Here is a 20,512-nt window from a genome sequence, read left to right as displayed (position 1 = left end):
TGAAGCGCCGCCCCTTGTCATCGCCGGGCTTGACCCGGCGATTCAGGGAAACGCAACAACTGCGATGCTGGCAAATAGATGCCCGGGACAAGCCCGGGCATGACAAAACCGGAGTCCCTCGCGGCGCCAAGGCCGCTTTTCGCGCAGAGGCTCAGGCCTGCCCCACGCTGCCATAGACCATGCGGCCCTGGTGGAAGGTGGCCGTACGCGCCGGCATGCGGGCTACCGCTTCGGCCGAGCAACTGGCGGGAACAAGTGTGAAGGCCGCGTCGTCGCCGGCCTTCGGCCAGGCGCGCTTGCCGCTGTCATCCAGTGGCAGCACGCCGCCGGTGGCGATCGACAGGGAGCGAGAGAGATGGAACTCGTCCGAGCCATGGTAGAGCTGCGCGTAGAGATTGGCCTTTTCGAGCATGTCGCCGCTGCCGAAGGGTGACCAATGATCGATCACGCTGTCGGTGCCGGTCATCACGAAGACGCCCTTCTCGCTGAGCTGCGGCAGCGGCATCACCAGGCTGCCGATCGGCACCGTCGAGGCAATAGTGATGCCCTGGGCGGCAAAGCGCGTGGCAATCTCGGACAACGCCTGCGGCGAGAGCGTGGTGAGGGCGAAGGCATGGCTGATGGTGACCTTGCCCTTGAGCGCCGGGTTCTTCTCCACCGTATCGACCATGTAGTTGATCGCGGCCACGCCGGCCGGGCTGGTCTCATGCAGATGGATATCCACGCCCTTGCCGCTATCGAGCGCGATCTGAAACATGGCGTCGAGCGATTTTTCCATGGCGCCGTCGACATTGGTCGGGTCGAGCCCGCCGACATATTGCACGCCCATGCCCATCGCTTCGCGCATCAGGCCGTCGACCTTGGAATGCAGGAGGCCGTGCTGGGGGAAGGCGACGATCTCGCAGCTGAAGTCGCTTCGATGGTTCTCCAGCGCGCGCTGCAGATGTTCCAGGCTCTTGAGCCCGCTGACCGGATCGATGTTGCAATGGCTGCGCGCCACCGTGCTGCCCTTGGACTGCAACAAGGCAATCAGCCCTTCGGCACGCTGCTGCGAGGTGGGCAGTAGCTTGGGCAGCAATTTCTGCTCCCGCGCGATCATGTCCATGATGGTCTTGCCTTGGCGCGGGCGCGGGGCCTGCCAGGGGCCGCCATAGAAGGTCTTGTCGAGGTGGATGTGCATGTCGCGCATCGCCGGCAGCAGGAGTTGGCCATGCACCTGGTAACGCGGCAGGCCATCGTCCAGCTTGGCGCCGGCCGCATGCAGGGCAGCGATCTTGCCGTCCTTGATCTCCAGCGTATAGAGCGCCGTGCGGGTGCCGATCACCGTCTCGCCCTCATATTCGAAGCCTTCTTCGAGGCGCACGTCGCTGAGAGAATAATGGCGATCGCTCAGCGTGCTGGCGCCTGCTTCACCGGCCGGACGGCTGGTGCCGGTTGTCGCGGCCATGGCGCTGCCGCCTGCCATGCCGACGACCGCCCAGGCGGTGGTGAGTTTTCCGGTCTGGCTGAGAAAGGCTCTGCGGCTCGGCTGCTGCTGGTTTTCCACGGTATTTCCTGCCCTCGATTGGTTGCTTATGCTGCCAATTTACGAAAGGGCGGCTGCGGTTGGCAGCGACATTTGCCAATGCTGATTATTCGATTCGGCAATGATGGAACCTGAATGCAGAGCATGAATGAATGGCCAGGCCTTTCATGCCAAGAGGGCAGCGGAGATTTCCGCGCTTTATGCCTCCAACCCGCAGAAGGTGACCAGCCGCTCCGCCAGGGTCATGACAGCATCGGCAGCGCCGTCACGGAAATAGAGCGCCAGCTCGAAATCGGTCACCGGCTGCAGTCCTTCGGCCTCGCCCAATATGCGGTGACTCGGCAGCCGGCAGCCGGCGGGCAACAGGGTGACGCCGAGGCCGGCGGCGGATGCGGCGGTGAGCGCGGCCAGGCTGGCGCTGCTGTAGCCGACCCGCCAGCGCCGGCCGAGAGCGTCGAGTGCCTGGCATAATTCCTCGCGATAGAGCCCGTTGGGCGGGAAGACCGCCAGCGGCACCGGGGCCTGCTCGATGGCCGGGTGGGCCAGGCTATCCAGCCACAGCAGGGGTTCGGGCCTCGCGGCGCGCGGCGGCTGGCTGCGACGCTGCTTGACCAGGATGAGATCGAGCTCCTCGCGCCCATAGGCGCCATGCAGATCCGCACTCAGCCCGCTGGTGACATCCAGCCGCAAATGCGGGTGCTCGCGGCTGAAGGCTGCCAGCAATTCGGCAGTGGGCACCGTATAGTCCTCGGGCATGCCCAGTCGCAGCACGCCATCGCGCCACAGGCCCGTCAGGGCGTCATGCGCCTCCTCGTTCAAGGCAATGATGCGCCGGGCATAGCCCAGCATCTTGATGCCCTCTTCGGTGAGTTGCACCTGATGCGAGGAGCGCTCGAACAGGGGCCTGCCCAGCATCTCCTCCAGCCGGCGGATCTGCTGGCTGACCGTGGACTGCGACAGCGACACGATCTCGGCCGCGCGGGTGAAGCTCACCGTGTCGCACACCGCCACGAAGCTGTTCAGGAGTTGCGGATTGAACATCGGATAGCGATTCATGCACCCACCGCCGGCACCCCTCCGTTCGATCGCTCACTTGTAGACGACAGTCGAGCTTGATTGCAGCGCAGCGACACCGTCAATTTGCCGAATGCACCGTTCAGAACGAAGATGTGCGATGACCAAAACATGCGCAAACGAAAACGGCGCGGCCAAGCCGCGCCGTTTTCATCAAAATCAAGGGATAATGCCTCAGTCCTTGCGGCGCAGGCGCACGATCACGTCGACGCGGGCGACCTCATAACCATCAGGCACCTTCGGCATCTCGGCCATGTTGACCTCGCCGGGAATGTCGAGCACCTCATTGTCGCCTTCGACATAGTAATGATGGTGCTCATGCACATTGGTGTCGAAATAGGTCTTCGAACCATCCACGGCGAATTCGCGCAGCAGACCGACTTCCGTGAACTGGTGCAGTGTGTTGTAGACGGTGGCCAGCGAAACCGGCACGCGGGCCTTGGAGGCCTCGTCATGCAATATTTCGGCCGTGATGTGCCGATCGCCCTTCTGGAACAGCAACCAGCCCAGCGCCAGGCGCTGGCGGGTGGGCCTCAGACCGACGTCACGCAGCATCGAACGCACGTCGTGGAACGGGCAGCCCGTGCGCTGGTGGTCGCGAGAGGGAAGCTCGCGCGAAGGCGCTGCATCCGGCGTGGCCGCCTTGGCGGAACGATCGAAGTGAATGACTGTGGTCGCTGACATGATGCGTTTCTACAACTTTTCTCGGCGACATTCTAGGGCAAGTGATGCCGCAGGCGCAATCATCATAATGGCTGATGGCAACTATGCCCTGGAAAAATAGCCCTTTTTGGCGATCAACCCCGTTTCAGGGCCGTCAGGACCTTCAGCCCAGGGTGGCCGGTGACCGGCAGGCCGAGCCGGCGCTGCACATCGCGTATCGCCTGGATGGTCTTGTTGCCGATCGAGCCGTCGGGCGTACCCACATCGTAGCCCTTGCGTGCCAGTAGGGCCTGAAGTTCCTTGCGTTGCGCCCGCGACAGGCCGGGATCATCGGTTGGCCATGGCGTTGCGAAGGGGCTTCCACCCCGGATACGGTCGGACAGATGAGCGATCGCCAGCGCGTAGGACTCGGCGGCGTTGTAGGAATAGATCGCATCGAAATTGCGGAACACCACGAAAGCCGGCCCTTCCGGTCCGGCCGGCAGCAGGATCGCAGCCCGGGCATTGCCGCCCTGCAGCGGAGCGCCATCGATACGGGTCACGCCCATCGCGGCCCAGGAGCCGAGCGGGCGCTTCTTGGTGCGTCCGGCCAGCCCCGCCTTGAAGCCAGGCGGCAGGCGCACCTCATAGCCCCAGCGCGTGCCGGAAGCCCAGCCAGACCGGGCCAGATAGTTGGCGGTGGAGGCGAGTGCATCGGGCACGGAATCGACCACATCGCGCCGTCCGTCGCCGTCTCCGTCCACGGCGAGGCGCAGGAAGGTCGAGGGCATGAACTGGGTATTGCCGAAGGCACCGGCCCAGGAGCCAACCAGATGATCGGGATTGACGTCGCCGCGCTGGATGATCTTCAGCGTGGCGATGAGCTCACCCTGGAAATAGGCCTGACGGCGGCCGGCATAGCAGGAAAGCGTGGCCAGTGACTGCACCAGCGGGCGCGTGCCCTTGCTCTCGCCGTAGTTGGACTCGACGCCCCAAACCGCGACCACCACGGCCGGGTCGACGCCATAGCGCCGCTGCACGCCCGAAAGCACCGAACCATATTTGGCCAGCATCTGCTTGCCGTCGGCCACGCGTTGCGTATCGACCAGCGAGGCCATGTAGTCCCAGATCGGTGTCTTGAACTCGGGCTGCTTGTTCATCGCATCGATCACGGTCATGTCCGGCTGCAGGCCGCTGAACTGCCGGTTGATCACGGACGACGATACCCCCGCCGCACCAGCGCGCGCGCCGATGGCTGAAAGGCACTGTTGGAAGGAAGCTGATGACGCCGGCAGAGCCGAGAGGGCGAGCAGCGCAAGGGCGGGCAGGACTGACTTTTTCATGGCCTCGATCATGATTCATCAAGGTAAATGAAAGATGGCCAAACCGGCCGAAATGGGGTGGGGCCGGATTAATTACGCGCAATGATTGCGCGGACATGACGGAGGCGGGCGCAAATACCTTCTCCCCTTGCGGTAAAAGGGAGCTCACCCGTTTGCGCCGGGTACCCAGAGCACGTCGCCGCTTGCTTTGTGGTTGAGGTAGCGGCTGGCTACGAACAGATGGTCGGAGAGGCGGTTGACATAAGCGAGTGCCTCGGCGGAAACCAACTCGCCCACCGATTGCGACAGCGCCACCATCACGCGCTCGGCCCTGCGGCTGACGGTGCGGGCCATGTGCAGATAACTGGCGCAGGGCGTACCGCCCGGCAGCACGAAGCTTTTCAGCGGCGCAAGATCGGCATTCATGGCGTCGATCTCCTGCTCCAGCCGGTCGACCTGGGCCTGCACGATGCGCAGCGGCGTCCAGGTGATCTCCTTCTCGCCGCCCTCGGGCGTGCATAGATCTGCGCCAAGATCGAACAGATCGTTCTGGATGCGGGCGAGCATGGCATCGACATCGACATCCTCGCGGCCGGAATATTGGCGGGCAAGGCCGACCATGGCATTGGCCTCGTCAACCGTGCCGTAGGCCTCGACCCTCAGATCGGCCTTGGACCGGCGTTCGCCGGTACCGAGACCGGTGGAGCCGTCATCGCCGGTACGGGTGTAGATCTTGTTGAGACGAACCATTGCGCTTGCCTGACACTGTTTCGATTTCAGGGATCATTGTCATTGCGAGCGCGAGGAAGCAATCCAGGGACCGGGAAACGCCGGGGCTAAAATCGTCGCCCACTCGCCTGCCGTCCGGTTAGTGGCCCGGCCAGGAGAGCATCCGGCCGGGCCTTTTGCCAGCGCCACGTTATCCCCAACAGGCGCCAGCCGGGCGGACCGTAGGGGGCGGAGGTAACTCAAACGTAAACGCAGGGAGATTTACGGCGCCGACCGCGCAATGCGGGAAACCATGCTTCCGGCGCTATCCATGGAATCAGAAAATTACATGGAAAAGGAAGAAATATCGCGCTCTGATCGGGCGATTCCATTGGCCAATGCGGGTGACGCGACGAAGTCTCGGGCCGCCGCGTATCCCTGATATGATCATTGGCTCAGAGCACCGCCAAGAATGGCGCCAAGGGCGAACGCTGCCGCCGGGTACCACAAGCCGTCGCGGTTGCGACGATAACCGGGCCGGTAGTCACGATAGCCGCGATAGCCGCGGTAATAGCCGGCGCCATCAGGCCTGCGATTTGGTCCCCAGCCCCTGGGATAACGGTCAGGCCCCCTGTGTTGTCCACCCCATGTGCCGGAACGATGATCTCTCCAGTCACGCTGCTGTTGTTCGCGTGGAAAGAAATTTTGCGCCTGGGCGCTTGCCAATGGAGCAGCAATTACCAATGAAGCCAACGCAATCTTCAAAAAATTCTTCATGAATCGTTCCTCGGTTAATACGCGAGCCGAGGTTACGTTACGAAATCTGAATGTAAGATGAAGCCTATATTCAGGACATGACAGGCCTGAGGAAAATTTCCGTCACTTATTTGTGAGCAAAATAGATCGCCGCCATGATGATGACGATCGCCACGGCCTGCAGCAGCACGCGCAGTTGCATCAGGCGCTGGGAACGCCAGCCATCGCCGCCCTTGAGCATGTTGTGCAGGCCGAGGCCGAGCACGATGGCAACCGCCAGGATGGCGAAGGGCACGAGAATATAGAAGAACTTGGCCATCTGGCGGTTCTATGCCCTCGTTTAGCCCGCGTCGAGACCGATCTGGGGCACGGTCGAAAAAGTCGCGGGCCTGACTGTGCCCGATTACGTGCGTGGCCTTTCGTCCCGGGCCGGTGCAATGCTATGACAAATGCGATCATCAGCTCGAACACCGCGCCGCGGCCCCCTTCGTCCGATGACACAGCTTCATCGCGCAGGGAGACAAGGGTGCCCGATTCAGCCGGCAAGGTCGTGCATGTGGTGTGCTGCGGCGCCTCGTCCTTCGATTCGATCTTCCAGCTCGACACGCTGCCGACCGGTCCTGGCAAGGTCCTGCCCAGCCGGGTGACCGAGGTGGCCCACGGCATGGCCGCCAGCGCCGCCGCCGCGATCGCCAGGCTCGGTGGCCACAGCGCGCTGTTCTCGCGTGTCGGCGATGATGCCATCGGCGAGCGTATCGTCGCCGATCTCAGCGCAGCGGGCATCGACTGCCGCTTCATCCGTCGGGCGCAAGGCGCACGCTCGCCGATCTCGACCGTGCTGGTCGACCGTCATGGTGAGAGGCTGGTGGTGCCCTATTATGATCCAGCGCTCGGCCAGGATCCGTCCTGGCTACCGCTCGAACTGGTCGCCCGCGCAGATGCCGCCCTCGTCGACATACGATGGCCCGAAGGCGCGGCCGCCGTGCTGAAAGCCGCACGCGCCGCAGGCCGCCCCGCCGTGCTCGATGCCGATACCGGCCCCGCCGCCGTGACGGTGGACCTTGCTGCGCTGGCGAGCCATGTCGTTTTCTCCGAACCGGCAGCGCTGGCGCTAAGTGGTGCTTCGAGCCCCAGTGAGGCCCTGCGCGCGCTGGCCGGACGTTTTGGCGGATTCCTCGCCGTCACCGCCGGCCCGGAGGGCTGCTTCTGGCTCGATCGCGAAAGTGACCGGATCGAGCAGTTGCGCCCACCTGCGGTTGATGCGGTTGACACGCTGGCGGCTGGCGACGTCTTCCACGGCGCCTTCACTCTCGCTATCGCCGAGGGCACCGACATCCCACGCGCCATCGCCTTCGCCAATGTCGCCGCCGCCCTGAAATGCCGCAGCTTCGGCGGGCGGCTGGGCACGCCCGACCGGACCGAGGTGGAGGCGATGCTGTCGAGTTTGAAAAAAACAGGTCTGGAGGAAAGATGACGACCATTGCCGAATTGCGGGCCTGCCTCGCCGAAACCCCGATCCTGCCGGTGATGGCGATCAAGGATCCGGACGAGGGCCTCGCCGACATCGATGGCCTGGTGGCGGCGGGTGCGCCAGTGATCGAGATCCTTTTCCGGACGCCTGAGGCCCCAGCAGCGCTCAAGGCGGCCAAGGCACGCCATCCCCATTGTCTGTTCGGTGCCGGCACCATGCTGCTGGCGAGCCATGTGCGCCTCGCCCTCGACGCCGGCGCGGATTTCACGGTCAGCCCCGGCCTCACGCCCGCTCTTCAAGCGCTGGTGGCGGGCAGTGGCCTCCCGCATATCCCCGGCGTGCAGACGGCCTCGGAGACGATGCAGGCCTACGAATATGGCTATACGCTGATGAAATATTATCCCTCGGAGGCCTCCAACGGCCCTGCCGTGCTGGCTGACTACGCCAACATCTTCGAGGGCGCGGGCTTCGTCACCACCGGCGGCATCGATACGACCCTGCTGCCGGCCTATGGCGCGGTGCGCAACATCGTCGCCGTCGGCGGCTCCTGGATGCTGCCCTCGCGCCACACGCCCGGCTCACCCTGCCTGCGACAGCAGGCCGCCATCTTCAAGGCGGCGCGCACCGCCGCCGAGGGATGAGAGGAAGGAAGATTCCCGGATGCGCGGACATCGCAGCACCATGCATGCCGTGACACCCGCGTATCCGGGAATAATGGTGTCTCTATTTCACTTCGGCGGCGTGCCAACCTCGAACTTGAAATATTTCTTGGCCATCGGTTCGAATTCGCCATTCTTGTAGATGGCGCGGATGGCGTCGTCGAAGGCCGCCTTCAGCTTGGTGTCGTCCTTGCGCATGCCGCCGCCGATGCCGGTATCGAAGCTCGGATCCTTGGGGAAGTCCTTGACCTCGCAGCAGGCACCGTCAGAGCTTGTGAGGAAGCCCTGCATGCCCACGGCATCGCCGATGATCAGGTCGATGCGCCCGGCCGCCAGGTCCGAATTGGCGGTATCCTGCTGGCTGTAGACCTTCAGGGTCGCCTCCGGATGGGCTTTCTCGATATAGGCGGCATGGATGGTGCTCACCTGCGCGCCGATGCTCTTGCCGGCGAGGCCGCCGGAGCCGAAGTCGAACTTGTCGGCCTTGTTGCCGATGAACACGGATGGTGTGTTGTAGATCGGAAGGGTGAAGGCGATCTGCTTCTGGCGCTCCGGGGTGATCGACATCGAGCCCCAGATCACATCGATCTTGCCGGCCTGCAGAGCCGGCATCATGCCGTCCCAGGCCATGGGCGTGATCTGGCAGTCGAGCTTCGCGGTCTTGCACACCGCCTTGGCATAGTCGAGCGCAAAGCCTTCCCACTCGCCCGAGGCATTCTTATAGGCGATCGGCGGGTAGGGTTCGGCAGCGATACCGACCTTCACGGGATCGGCCTGGGCCGTGGCGGTGACGGCGATCATAGCCGCGCCGGCGAGCAGTGTCGCGAGCGTCTTGGTCTTCATGGCAGGTATCCTCTCTCTGGTTTTTCCCGAATACATTCGAGGCATCCGGGTCGTCTTGGTGTCGGATAGCGGTTGACAAAAGCCTTCTCCCCTATCTCCGCGCCGCTACCTCCTCGAAGGTCTCTTCCAGGACCTCCATGAGCAGATCGGCATCGGCCTTGGCGAAGATCATTGGCGGGCGCAGCTTGAGGACGTTGTCATGCGGCCCCTCGGTGCCCATCAGCACGCCGCGCCGGCGCGCGCCGTTGTTGACAGCCCGTGCGAATTCGGTCGCCGGCTCCTTGGTTTTGCAGTCGGTGACCAGCTCGATGCCGAGGAAGAGCCCCTGCCCGCGCACGTCGCCGATGATCTCGTACCGCTCCTGCAGTTTGCGGAAACGGGCCAGGAGATAGTCGCCCATCCCGAGCGCATTGGCGCGCAGATCCTCACGCTCGATCACGTCGAGCACGGCAAGACCGACGGCACAGGAAACCGGATTGCCGCCGAAGGTGTTGAAATATTCCATGCCGTTGTTGAAGGAGGCGGCGACGTCCTTGGTCGTCACCACAGCGGCCATTGGGTGGCCGTTGCCGATCGGCTTACCCATGGTGACGATGTCGGGCACCACGTCCTGCAGCTCGAAGGCCCACCAATGGCTGCCGACGCGCCCGAAGCCGACCTGCACCTCGTCGGCGACGCACAGGCCTCCGGCCGCCCGCACCATGGCGTAGACCTGCTTCAGATAGCCCTCCGGCAGGAAGACCTGGCCGGCGACGCTGGGGATGGACTCGGCCATGAACAGGCCGGGCGCCTTGCCCTGCCGCTTCATCTCATCTATCTGCTCGGCCACGCTCTGCGCATAGCGGCTGGCGATCTCCTCCACCGGCCAGTCCGCCGGGGCACGATAGCTGTCGGGGATGGCCGCCTCGAAGACATGCGCCTTGCGGCCCTCGCCGCCCTTGCGCTTGTACTTGTAGGGGCTGAGGTCGATCAGGGCCTGGGTGGTGCCATGATAGGCCCAGTCCAGCACGATCGCCTCGTCCCGGCCGGTATGGGTGCGGGCCATGCGCAGCATCAGGCTGTTGGCCTCGCTGCCGGTGCAGGCAAAGCTCGCCACCGTCAGGTCGCCGGGCAGCGTGGCGGTGAGCCTTTCGGCATAAGCAACAATGTTGTCGTGCAGATAGCGCGTATTGGTGTTGAGGATTCCAGCCTGCCGCGCCAGAGCCTCCACCACCTCGGGATGGGCGTGGCCGAGATGGCAGACATTGTTGAAGCAGTCGAGATAGGCCCGGCCGCGATCGTCGATCAGCCAAACGCCCTCGCCGCGCACGAACTTGATCGGCTCCTGATAAGAGATCGAGAGGTTGGGCAGCAGCCCGCGCTTGCGCTCGGCCACGATCGCCTCGCGGCTGCGGCCGCTCTGGTGGAAGGTCTCGGGCGGTACACCGGCGAAATCGGCCGGATCAGGGAATAGCTCGGCCCATACAGGCAGATAGGGCGCTTCGCCGACGCCGAGGATCTCGGTGGCCGTGAGACCGGTCGCGGTTGAAAGCTGCAGGTGCAGATGCGGCGCCCAGCCGCCATTCTCGCTCGGTGCACCCATTTCACCGACGAGGTCGCCGGCTTCCAGGCGGTCGCCCGGCTCAAGGCGCCCGACCGCCTCATGGGCCAGATGACCCCAGAGGCTGACGAAGGGCGGGCAGCCCTCCGGCCGATGTTCGAGCTTGATCAGACAGCCATAGCCGAGCGCCTCGGTCTCGATCACGACTTCCTTCACCGTCGCGGCGAGGGGCGTGAACAGCTTGGTGCCGGCAGGCAGGAAGAGATCGAGGCCGAGATGGCGCGTGCGCCGCGTGCCCGCTATCAGGCGGGATTCGAACATCGGGCTGGTGTAGACGGTGCGTTCTTCGCCCCAGGGACCGATGCCGAGATCGATGCCCTCGCTCTGGCAATGTGCATCCCACCAGGCTGTCGCCTTCCCCGGCTCTTCGGCCGCCGAGGCCACGGTCATGGGATTGGCCGGGTCGCCATAAGGCACCAGCCCCTTACGCATCCGGGCCGGATGCTGCGACAGGACGGAGCGGAAGCGCTTGGCCTCGGCGCGGATCCAGCCGATCGCGGCCCTGGAGCCCGGCACGGCATCAAAGCCGCAGGCCTGGCGCAGGATCGCGGTCGCGAAGACCGGGTTGATGGCATCGAGCCGCTGCAGCAGCGCCCAGGCCGGGGCTTCGCTGACGGTGAGATAGGGATTGTCCGCGACCTTGTCGTGACGCTGGGCCGACATCGTCACACTGGTGGCGAGGCGCATGGCGATCAGGTCGAAGAGGACGTCGATCTCCTGCTCCTGCAACGGATAGGCGCCGTGGAAGCCGGCGACGATGGCGGCGGCGGCCCCGATCGGATCGGGAAGATCGAGGATCGAATAGGCGCAGGCGACGGCGACTTCCGCGATCAGCAGGGAATGCAGGGCATCACCGAAATCGATCAGCCCGGCGACGCGGCCCGAGCCATCTGCATCGACAAGCACGTTCCAGTCATTGGCGTCGTTGTGGATGACGGCGGCGCGCAGGGCCGGCAGGCTCGGCGCCACCTTCGCGTCGAAACGGTCGAGGAAGCGGGTCAGCAAGGCCCGCTTTTCAGGATCGATGACGAAATCGAGGCGCTGGCGCGACTGGCCCGCCGTACGAATGTCCCACTCGAAGGTCCGGAGCGCGCCAGGATGGATGAAGCCCTGCATGGCGCGGTCGAGCTCACCGAGCACGCGCCCGAGATCGGCGAGGGTCTCGAGCGTACGCTCCGCCTTGGCAAGCGGCTCGCCGAGCTGCCAATGCACCATGCGCGCCCGGAACGGACCGCCTTCAGCCTCAATTTCGGCAAGGGCTTTTCCGCCACGCGTGCGCTTGAGCCGAGGCACGGAGAGACCCGGCGCATGCTCGGCGAGATGCTCGAGCAGGGCGGTCTGGAAGTCGCTCTGCTCCTGCGGCTCGCTCGCATTGACGATCTTGAGCACGAAGCCCGGCTCGCCCGGCACGACGATGCGGAAATTCTGGTCGCGCTCGCTGGCGAGAGGGCTGATGTCTCCCTCGACGCCAAAAATGTCCCGCGCGATCGCTTGCGCCTCGGCTGGAGACAGGGAGGGCGCGGGATGAGTGAGATCGGTCATGGAAACAGCTTTTCGGCGAGGCTACGATGGCGCCAAGCTTCACCCGGACCGTCCGGCGAGGCATCCGTTTATCGGCCGGTTCGACCGGACGTTTGCCGGCTTTGACCGGCAATCCGTCGGCGGCTATGAAAGGCCGCGATGAAGGATCTCGACGACAAAGACCGCGCCATTCTCAGCATCCTGACGCGCGATGCCAAGATTCCGCTGAAAACCCTGGCGGGCCGCATCGGGCTGTCACGCAGCGCCACCAGCGAGCGCGTGCTGATGCTGGAAAAGGCCGGCATCATCCGCGGCTACCGCGCCGATGTCGGCTCGCTCGACGAGGGCACGGTCGGCGCCTTCCTGATGATCAACCTGGTGCGAACCCCCGCCCCCCGCGTGCTCGACCAGCTCGCCGCCTATCCGGAGGTCAGGCGCGTCTCCTCGATCGGCGGCCAGCTCGACCTCGTCGTCGAGGTCGAGGCCCCCTCGATCGGCCGCCTCAACACCATCCGCGACAGCGTCGCATTGCTCGAGGAGGTCGACGACCTCACCACCGCGATCGTGCTGCGGCGCGACATCGACAGGACGGGGTGACGGCGTTTTCCGGGTGCCCGGGCATCCCTTCCCCTCAGGTGGGCGTATCCGTATCGTCCCAGGCCGTACCGGGCGGATTATGAAAGCCGGTCAGCCAATTGAGGGCGAAATGGCGTTCCATCACGATGTCGGCGTTGAGGCCCGCCACGGCGGTGCCACTCTGCTGGGCCTGCCTGACGATCCAGTGCTGGCGCCAGGTCAGATCGAGTGCCTCGAGTATCGCTTCGGCCGGCCGCAGGCTGGCACGTCCAGGTAGGGCATCGTCATGCGCCGCCTCCAGCATCGTTTGCGACAGGGCAGCGGCATCAGCCGGCCGGTCGGCCGGGCCAAGTTCCGCGCCCTCGAGCGACAGGGCCCAGGCCAGCACGTTGAGGGCCTCGTAGCGCCAGCTCATGGCCATGGCCGCCTCACGGTCGGGCTCGGCAGCCTTGATGAAGGCCGTTTCCTTTGGGGTCAGTGCCGCGATGCCGGCGGGATTGCGCTCACGCAACTGGGCCAGCAAGCTCCCCTGGCCGGCGCCGACCGACTCGCCCTGTACCGCCACGCAGACCAAGGCAAGGGCGCGTTGCAGAACCTCGCTCGCCGGCCGCTGCGCATATTCCCCAACGCCGAGAGCGGGCGGCATGCCGCCGGGGGGCTTGGGGGTAAAGCCATCCAGCCCCGCAAGCGTGCGTGCCCGACGCTCCAACGCATCGGGTGGATAGGGCAAGGCAGCATCCACATCGGCGTCGCCATCGGCCGCCATCAGAACATCCATTTCGGGTGTACACACCGAGCCGTCGGGCAGGAACAGCACGGCATTGGCCCGACGCGCCCAGTTCCCCATCGCCGGCAAGTCGTCATCGGCAACGGTGAAGCTCGCCTGGTTGCGCACACGCTGGATATGGCGCCACAGGTGATAGCGCAGCGCCGTCATCCTGCCATCGCCGCGGCCGAGGACATAGCCGGCAAAACCTTCGAGATGGCCGGCCATCTCGGGATCGGACAGGTCGCGCCGGTTGATCAGCTGATGCGGAAAGTCGAGCGGCGGCAATTCGCGCAAAGTGGCATAGGCATTGACGAGCCAAGGTTCGTCATCTGCCTCCGCCTCAACCTCCATGGCGGGTTTTGCCGCGCCGCGCCCGAAAATCCGAGAAAGAATGCCCAACCGCCGCGCCTCCCGCCGTCGAATTTCATATCGCGACGGCAGCAGGCCAATCGACTCAGGTCAAGCAGGATTTGGCGATTGCGCCATGCTCAGGTTCCCCGGGATACAGGGCGCCGTTCGATCTGGTGGCTAGCCTCCTCTGGGGGGCTTGCGATTCCAGGCCTGTCAGCCGAAACGAATAAGGCTGGTCGCGCCATCCCTCCCGGTATACGGGCATCGTGCCCGTTCCTGGAATCGCTGCGGTGCGGATCGGAGGAACGGGCTTCGCCACATGCAATCCGGTTGCCGTGATACCCCGTGCACCGGCCTCCTATTCCTCTTCCTCCCCGGCTTCCTCCTCGCCGTTCCGCACGTCACGGCTGTAGACCAGGATCTCGCGCTTGCCGGCGTGGTTGGCCGGGCCGACGATGCCTTCCTTCTCCATGCGTTCCACCAGCGAGGCGGCGCGGTTGTAGCCGATCTGCAGGCGGCGCTGGATGTAGGAGGTCGAGCACTTCTTGTCGCGCATCACCACCTTGAGCGCCTGGTCGTAGAGATCGCCGCCCTCTTCGGCACCCATCGCGGTCTTGTCGAACACGGCACCGTCGGCGGCATCGTCGTCGCCTGAATCGTCCTCGTCGGCGGTGACGGAGTCGAGATAGTCAGGCCGGCCCTGGGCCTTGAGATGGGTGACTACCTTCTCCACCTCCTCGTCGGAGACGAAGGGGCCGTGCACGCGCGAGATACGCCCACCGCCGGCCATGTGCAGCATGTCGCCCTGGCCGAGGAGCTGCTCGGCGCCCTGCTCGCTTATGATGGTGCGGCTGTCGATCTTGCTGGCGAGCTGGAAGGAAATGCGGGTGGGGAAGTTGGCCTTGATCGTGCCGGTGATGACGTCGACCGACGGGCGCTGCGTCGCCATGATCAGATGGATGCCGGCGGCGCGCGCCATCTGGGCCAAACGCTGGATCGACCCTTCGACGTTCTTGCCCTCCTGGATCATCAGGTCGGCCATTTCGTCGACGATGATGACGATATAGGGCACCGGCGAGAGGTCCATCTCCTCCTGTTCGTAAAGGGCCTGGCCCGTCTCCTTGTCGAAGCCGGTCTGCACCGTGCGCAGCACCGTCTCGCCCTTGGCCTTGGCCTCGGCGGCACGCTGATTATAGCCGTCGATGTTGCGCACGCCGAGCTTGGCCATCTTCTTGTAGCGCTCTTCCATCTCGCGCACTGCCCATTTGAGCGCGAGCACCACCTTCTTCATGTCGGTGACGACGGGCGCCAGCAGATGGGGGATGCCGTCATAGATGGAGAGTTCGAGCATCTTGGGATCGACCATGATCATGCGGCACTCCTCCGGCTTCAACCGGTAGAGCAGCGACAGGATCATGGTGTTGATGGCGACCGACTTGCCCGAGCCGGTGGTGCCGGCCACCAGCAGATGGGGCATCTTCTCAAGCTGAGCCATCACCGGCTCGCCGCCGATGGTCTTGCCCAGCGCCAGCGCCAGCTTGAACTTCGACCTCTCGAAGTCTTCCGAGGCCAGAAGCTCACGGAAATACACCATTTCGCGCTTCGAATTGGGCAGCTCGATGCCGATGACGTTGCGGCCAGGCACCACGGCGACGCGGGCCGACAGCGCCGACATCGAGCGGGCAATGTCGTCGGCGAGGCCGATCACGCGCGCAGCCTTGATGCCGGCGGCGGGCTCGAGCTCATAGAGCGTCACCACCGGCCCGGGGCGCACATTGATGATTTCGCCGCGTACGCCGAAATCCTCCAGCACGCCCTCGAGCAGGCGGGCATTCTGCTCCAACGCTTCCTGGGAGACGCCGACGCCGCTCTGCTTGCGCGGCTCGCTCAGCAGGGATAGCGGCGGCAGTTCGTAGCGATGCTCGAAAGGAAAGTCGGGCTCGCTCTCGCGCATCAGGCGCTTGCCCGGCTTCACCGCCGCGCTCGGCTGCGCTACCCGCGTCGTGGTGATCGCGGGCTCGATCCGGCGCGCGGCTTCCTCGGCGCTGATCAGGGGCCGGCGCTGCGGCTGCAACGGCGGCAGATCGTCGTCGTCGTCATAGGGCCGATAGTTCGGCTGGCTGCCGGAATATTGATCGATCGCCTCGGGCAATTCCTCGCCGTCAAGCGAAACAGCCTCATGCGGGCGCCTGGCATCGGCGCGCGGGGCGGTGCGAGGCATAAAGGCCGGCTCGCGGCGCGCGGGCTCGGGTTCGGCCTGCGCGGAGACGGGACGGGCAATCAGATGGGCGGCAGCCTTCACACGGGCGAAAAGGTCGGAGATGCCGCCGGGACGGTACATCGGCGGCTCGCGACCATTGCGATCCAGACGCTGGCGGTCGATCCGGCTGGGCGTGACCTTGACGCGCTTGCGAAAGAGCGCGCTCTTGGCCATCAGGCCCCAATGCATCAGGGCCCCGAGCACGGCAGAACGCTCGTCGTCCTCGTCCTCCTCCTCGCTCATGCGGCGCGGCTGGCCGCGGATGCGCATCGGCATTTCCGGCGCCGGGCGCTCCTCTTCACGATATTGGAAGAAGAAGCCGGCGGCGATCGCCAGGGTGGAGAAGGCAGCGAAGCCGAGCGCCAGCGTCAGCACGGCCTGGCCGATCACCGACTTGCCGGCAAAGAACAGCGGCGTGAACAGATAGAACACCCAGTCGCCGACGGCGCCACCCAGGCCCGTGGGCAACGGCCAGCGCGAGGTGACCGGCAGGCCCGAAAAAAAGCCGGCCGCCAAAAGAACGCCCCCCACCAGACAGATCAGACGCATGCGCTGGGAATCGAAGGCCTTGTGCGCCAGCAGGCGCCAGCCAAGGAAGGCGATCGGCGCCAGCAGCGCGATCGAGGCAATGCCGAACATCTGGGTGAGGAAATCGGCGGTGACGGCACCGGAAAAGCCGAGCCAGTTGCGGATCGGCAGGGCGCCGCCGACATGGTTGTAGCTGGCATCCTGCACCGACCAGGTCGCCAGCGCGATCGCGGCCAGCCCCGACAGGCCGATCAGCGCCATGCCGAGCAGTTCGTTCAGCCTGCGCGTCAGCATGCTCTTCAGTTCGTCGGGAAGAGCGTAGCTTTGTGCAAAGCCGCGTCGCATGGTCCGCATTGCCGTAACCTCAAAGTTGCAAGGTGCGGCAATCCGGATCGGATCGAGATGTCCTCACGGAAATCTGACGGGAACGCAACACCACTAGCCCAGGCTCACGCTAGGCAAGGCGGGTTAAGGGCCGGTTTATGGCAAGGCAGCGCCTATTCGCGGTTGGGCGGCGGTCTTTTTGTGCCGTTTTCCCACCATGTGCAGCGTTTCCAAGAGGTGGACGAGACGTCCGCGCACCCGGGACATGAGCCTCCCCTTCCCCCATCGGAACCGGAAGTTACCGGGATGGTTTATACGGCGTAAATTTGGTGCCCCTCGGAGCGCGGACATCTTGTCCGCCTCTTCTTCACCCGCGCAGCGTGTCCGCGCTCCACTCCATCACGCTGGCTGCGCCGAATCGAGCCGGTAGGTCCAGGTTTCCGTCAGCGTCTCCGAGCCCAGACGCAGGAAGGCGCGCAGGTCGATATCTTCGCCGGGCGGCGGCTCGGCATCGAAGCTGGCGCGTACGCCGTTAATGGCGGGATTGGCCACCACCACCGGGTTCGACACCGTGCCGCTGGAGCCCCAGATCACCAGTTCGACCTTGCTGACGTCGAGGGCGACATCTCCAAGCCGGTCGCCGACGAAATCGATCAGGAAGCGGGTGACGTTGGGCTTGCCGACCGTGGTGGCGGCGGCATTGTGGGTCTCGAACGTGGCGTAGACTTGGCCGCCCTGGTGCAGCGGGCTCGAGACGGCATGGATGACATAGGAAATCTGCGTCTCGCTGCCGGCCTTGGGCTGGATGTCCGGCACCCAGGAAGCCACGACATTGTCGTCGGTCTCGGCGTTCGAATGCAGTTCCACCAGCACCACGCGCCCCTGCCCGAGCCGGTTCTTCATCTCGACCCAATAGCCGGGGCGCTTGTCGTAGAGGGCCTCGAGATCCTGATAGTTGCCGAAGGCGCGGTCACGCTGGATCAGGCCGAAGCCCTTGATGTCCTTGGAAAAGAAATTGGCGACGGAATTGCGCGTGGGATTGCGCAGCGGGCGCCACAACCATTCCCCGCCCTCGGACTGGATGGCCAGGCCATCGGAATCATGCACTTCGGGGCGGAAATCCCGCGGGCGATTTAGGGTATTTTCGCCATAAAGGAACATTGAGGTCAGCGGCGCCAGGCCCATCTCCTTGAGGTCCTTGCGTGCGAAGAGCGTGGCCTGCACCGCAACGTCGTCGCCGGTACCCGGTTCGAAGGTAAAGCGATAGGCGCCGGTGACGGAGGGGCCGTCCAGCAGGGCATGCACGGCGATGCTGCCCTGGCCCGCTGCCGGAGTCTCGACCCAGAATTCGACGAAATCGGGAAATTCTTCCCCGGTCCGCCCGAACCCAGCGAAAGACCGCGTGCAGACAGACCGTAATGCTGGCCCTTGCCGAGGAAGCGGAAATAGCTGGCGCCCAGGAAGGCGGCGAGTTCATCCATCTTGCCGCTGTGATTGAGCGGATAAAGCAGGCGGATGCCGGCAAAGCCCAGCGAGGTCGGCAGGCCCTGAGGCGGTCCCCTGTCACCGAAATCGAACAGATCGGGCGAATAGAACAAGGGCGTGACCACACCATTGGCCACCAGATTCACCCGGGCCTGATGCTTGAAGATGCTGCCGCGATGGAAAAGCTGCAGGCCGAAATTCGAGCCGCCATCCCGCAGCAGGGTGCGGTCGGTGCGAAAATTGATGCGGCGGAAATCGTCATAGCTCAGCCCCTTCAGGCTCTCCGGCAGGGCTTCGCCCGGGCCGACATAGGGCTTGCCCGCCAACTCCCTCGCCTTGGCGATCACCGTCTCCGGGCCAAAGGCATCCGTCGCCGCCAGGGCGCTGCCCCATCCGCTCGCCAGGCTCGCACAGGCCGTTCCGGCCAGTTGCAGGGTGGCACGTCTGGTGAGGTCCATTTCAAAGCATTCCCATTTCAAGGCCGAAACATCGATGAAGACAGTCACGGCTGCAATTTCACGTTGCAGGAATTGGGCCCTGCCAAAATGGCTGGATTTTGTTGCAAAAATGACGCGGCGAGGGTGCTGTTCCCTAAGGATCGCAGGCATTCTTCGCCGAATAGGGCATAGAAATGCAGTGGGCCGGTCTTTGGACCGGCATCGCGCGCACCAATGGACGCCCTGTGCGGGATATCCGATTTGCAAATGCCGGTCTGAAGACCGTCACACCGAACCCTCCCGAAAACGCTGTCAATTGCGGCGGGTTTTTTCTACCCTTTCAGGATACTCCGACGATTCCTGGGAAATGCGCAGCCTGAGACGGGTTTCCCGAACTGTAAGGACCCTGATTCATGCCTCAGACCCGCCGCCCATCCTTTCTCAGGAGCTTCCTCGCCACCGAGGCGGCCGGCGGCATCATCCTGATGGCGGTGGCGGCGCTTGCCTTGATCGTGGCCAATTCACCGCTGGGCGAAGCCTATTTCCACACGCTCCATCGCTATGTCGGCGGCCTCAGCCTGCTGCACTGGATCAATGACGGGCTGATGGCCCTGTTCTTCCTGCTGGTCGGCCTGGAGATCAAACGCGAGGTGCTGGACGGCCAATTGTCGAGCTGGCCGCGACGGGCCCTGCCGGGCATCGCGGCGATCGGCGGCATGGTGGTGCCGGCCCTGATCTTCGTGGCGGTCAACTGGCGGGCCGAAGGCACGCTGCAGGGCTGGGCCATCCCCTCCGCCACCGATATCGCCTTCGCCCTCGGCGTGCTCGCTTTGCTCGGCCCGCGCGTGCCGGCCTCGCTGAAGATCTTCCTGACCGCGCTGGCCATCATCGACGACCTCGGCGCGGTGGTGATCATCGCGGTGTTCTATACCGCCTCGCTCAACATCTGGATGCTCAACGGCGCGTTCGCAATCTTGGTGGTGCTTGCCATCATGAACCGGCGCGGCGTCACCTTCCTGCCCGCCTATCTTGCGCTCGGCGCCGTGTTGTGGGTGTTGACCTATCTGTCGGGCGTGCACGCCACCTTAGCCGGCGTGGCCCTGGCCTTCACCATTCCCCTGCGCCGCAAGGGCGGGCATGAACACGACCACACCCCGCTGCACAAGCTCGAGCACGGGCTGCACCCCTGGGTGACCTATCTGATCGTACCGATCTTCGGCTTCGCCAATGCCGGTGTCGCCCTCGGCGGCCTGTCACTCGGCAGTCTCGCCGATCCGGTCACCCTCGGTGTCACGCTCGGTCTGTTCGTCGGCAAGCAGATCGGCGTCTTCATCTTCGCAGCCTTCGCCATCCGGATGAACTGGGCCGAACTGCCGGCCAACGCCAATTGGCGCCATCTCTATGGCGTGGCACTGCTCTGCGGCATCGGTTTCACCATGAGCCTGTTCATCGGTGGCCTCGCCTACGCCAATGCGCCCACCCTGCTCGACGAAACCAAGATCGGCGTGCTGCTGGGCTCGATCCTCTCGGCCGTGTTTGGCGCAATCTTGCTCCGAACCACGAAGGCAGAACATTAAACGTTCAATTGCATGCGGCGGCGCACAATGATATTCCAGCGCGCCGTCCCCATATGGGATCGGTTGTACATCCGACAATTCACG

At 64.5% G+C, this 20,512-nt stretch carries 15 protein-coding genes and 1 pseudogene; 4 read left to right on the top strand and 12 right to left on the bottom strand.

From position 1 onward, the window contains the following. Nucleotides 1–151: 151 nt before the first annotated feature. The 7 genes from ACR9ZN_RS26885 to ACR9ZN_RS26855 all read right to left on the bottom strand — a co-directional run bounded on the left by ACR9ZN_RS26885 (nt 152) and on the right by ACR9ZN_RS26855 (nt 6,346). Entirely contained in the window at nt 152–1,546 is a 1,395-nt protein-coding gene (locus tag ACR9ZN_RS26885; RefSeq protein ID WP_481273629.1) for an amidohydrolase family protein, read from the bottom strand. A gap of 177 nt (nt 1,547–1,723) precedes the next feature. After that, complete coding sequence (locus ACR9ZN_RS26880; protein WP_441773349.1) at nt 1,724–2,581, bottom strand: LysR family transcriptional regulator; 858 nt, start codon at nt 2,579–2,581, stop codon at nt 1,724–1,726. A 192-nt stretch (nt 2,582–2,773) separates the two neighbouring features. Continuing rightward, entirely contained in the window at nt 2,774–3,283 is a 510-nt protein-coding gene (gene irrA, locus ACR9ZN_RS26875; RefSeq protein WP_434959469.1) for an iron response transcriptional regulator IrrA, read from the bottom strand. A 113-nt stretch (nt 3,284–3,396) separates the two neighbouring features. Continuing rightward, entirely contained in the window at nt 3,397–4,584 is a 1,188-nt protein-coding gene (locus ACR9ZN_RS26870) for a lytic murein transglycosylase (RefSeq protein WP_441773350.1), read from the bottom strand. A 144-nt stretch (nt 4,585–4,728) separates the two neighbouring features. Next, a complete protein-coding gene (locus ACR9ZN_RS26865) occupies nt 4,729–5,313 on the bottom strand; it encodes a cob(I)yrinic acid a,c-diamide adenosyltransferase (protein ID WP_481273628.1) in 585 nt (194 codons plus the stop codon). A 405-nt stretch (nt 5,314–5,718) separates the two neighbouring features. Further along, the gene (locus ACR9ZN_RS26860) at nt 5,719–6,048 is read right to left on the bottom strand and encodes a hypothetical protein (protein ID WP_434959466.1); all 330 of its coding nucleotides are present in this window, start codon (nt 6,046–6,048) and stop codon (nt 5,719–5,721) included. Between the two features lie 106 nt (nt 6,049–6,154). Beyond that, nucleotides 6,155–6,346, bottom strand: coding sequence for a twin transmembrane helix small protein (locus tag ACR9ZN_RS26855; protein WP_434959465.1), 192 nt, complete (start codon nt 6,344–6,346; stop codon nt 6,155–6,157). A gap of 207 nt (nt 6,347–6,553) precedes the next feature. Here ACR9ZN_RS26855 and ACR9ZN_RS26850 point away from each other — a divergent pair, with 207 nt between their 5' ends. Beyond that, a complete protein-coding gene (locus ACR9ZN_RS26850; RefSeq protein WP_454812311.1) occupies nt 6,554–7,501 on the top strand; it encodes a PfkB family carbohydrate kinase in 948 nt (315 codons plus the stop codon). Further along, nucleotides 7,498–8,139, top strand: a complete 642-nt coding sequence (gene eda / locus ACR9ZN_RS26845; RefSeq protein WP_434959463.1) for a bifunctional 4-hydroxy-2-oxoglutarate aldolase/2-dehydro-3-deoxy-phosphogluconate aldolase — start codon at nt 7,498–7,500, stop codon at nt 8,137–8,139. The genes ACR9ZN_RS26850 and eda overlap by 4 nt, the downstream gene beginning before the upstream one ends. A gap of 87 nt (nt 8,140–8,226) precedes the next feature. Here eda and ACR9ZN_RS26840 read toward each other — a convergent pair whose 3' ends face one another. Next, on the bottom strand, nt 8,227–9,000 hold the full coding sequence (locus ACR9ZN_RS26840; RefSeq protein ID WP_434959462.1) for a transporter substrate-binding domain-containing protein: 774 nt from the start codon (nt 8,998–9,000) through the stop codon (nt 8,227–8,229). 91 nt (nt 9,001–9,091) lie between these two features. Beyond that, a complete protein-coding gene (locus ACR9ZN_RS26835; RefSeq protein WP_481273627.1) occupies nt 9,092–12,142 on the bottom strand; it encodes an aminotransferase class III-fold pyridoxal phosphate-dependent enzyme in 3,051 nt (1,016 codons plus the stop codon). A gap of 138 nt (nt 12,143–12,280) precedes the next feature. Here ACR9ZN_RS26835 and ACR9ZN_RS26830 point away from each other — a divergent pair, with 138 nt between their 5' ends. Beyond that, nucleotides 12,281–12,718, top strand: a complete 438-nt coding sequence (locus tag ACR9ZN_RS26830; RefSeq protein ID WP_434959460.1) for an Lrp/AsnC family transcriptional regulator — start codon at nt 12,281–12,283, stop codon at nt 12,716–12,718. Nucleotides 12,719–12,752: 34 nt separating this feature from the next. Here ACR9ZN_RS26830 and ACR9ZN_RS26825 read toward each other — a convergent pair whose 3' ends face one another. From ACR9ZN_RS26825 to ACR9ZN_RS26815, 3 genes and pseudogenes are all read right to left on the bottom strand, one after another. Continuing rightward, a complete protein-coding gene (locus tag ACR9ZN_RS26825) occupies nt 12,753–13,865 on the bottom strand; it encodes a DUF4272 domain-containing protein (protein ID WP_481273626.1) in 1,113 nt (370 codons plus the stop codon). Between the two features lie 310 nt (nt 13,866–14,175). After that, nucleotides 14,176–16,959, bottom strand: a complete 2,784-nt coding sequence (locus tag ACR9ZN_RS26820) for a DNA translocase FtsK (RefSeq protein ID WP_481273625.1) — start codon at nt 16,957–16,959, stop codon at nt 14,176–14,178. A gap of 369 nt (nt 16,960–17,328) precedes the next feature. Beyond that, a pseudogene (locus tag ACR9ZN_RS26815) lies at nt 17,329–18,872 on the bottom strand (OpgD/OpgG family glucan biosynthesis protein). Nucleotides 18,873–19,264: 392 nt separating this feature from the next. Here ACR9ZN_RS26815 and nhaA point away from each other — a divergent pair. After that, a complete protein-coding gene (nhaA, locus tag ACR9ZN_RS26810; RefSeq protein ID WP_481273624.1) occupies nt 19,265–20,428 on the top strand; it encodes a Na+/H+ antiporter NhaA in 1,164 nt (387 codons plus the stop codon). Nucleotides 20,429–20,512 lie beyond the last annotated feature (84 nt).

It is taken from the genome of Labrys sp. HAY1-8F (genome assembly GCF_056754975.1).
This window is presented reverse-complemented; position numbering and strand designations above follow the sequence as displayed.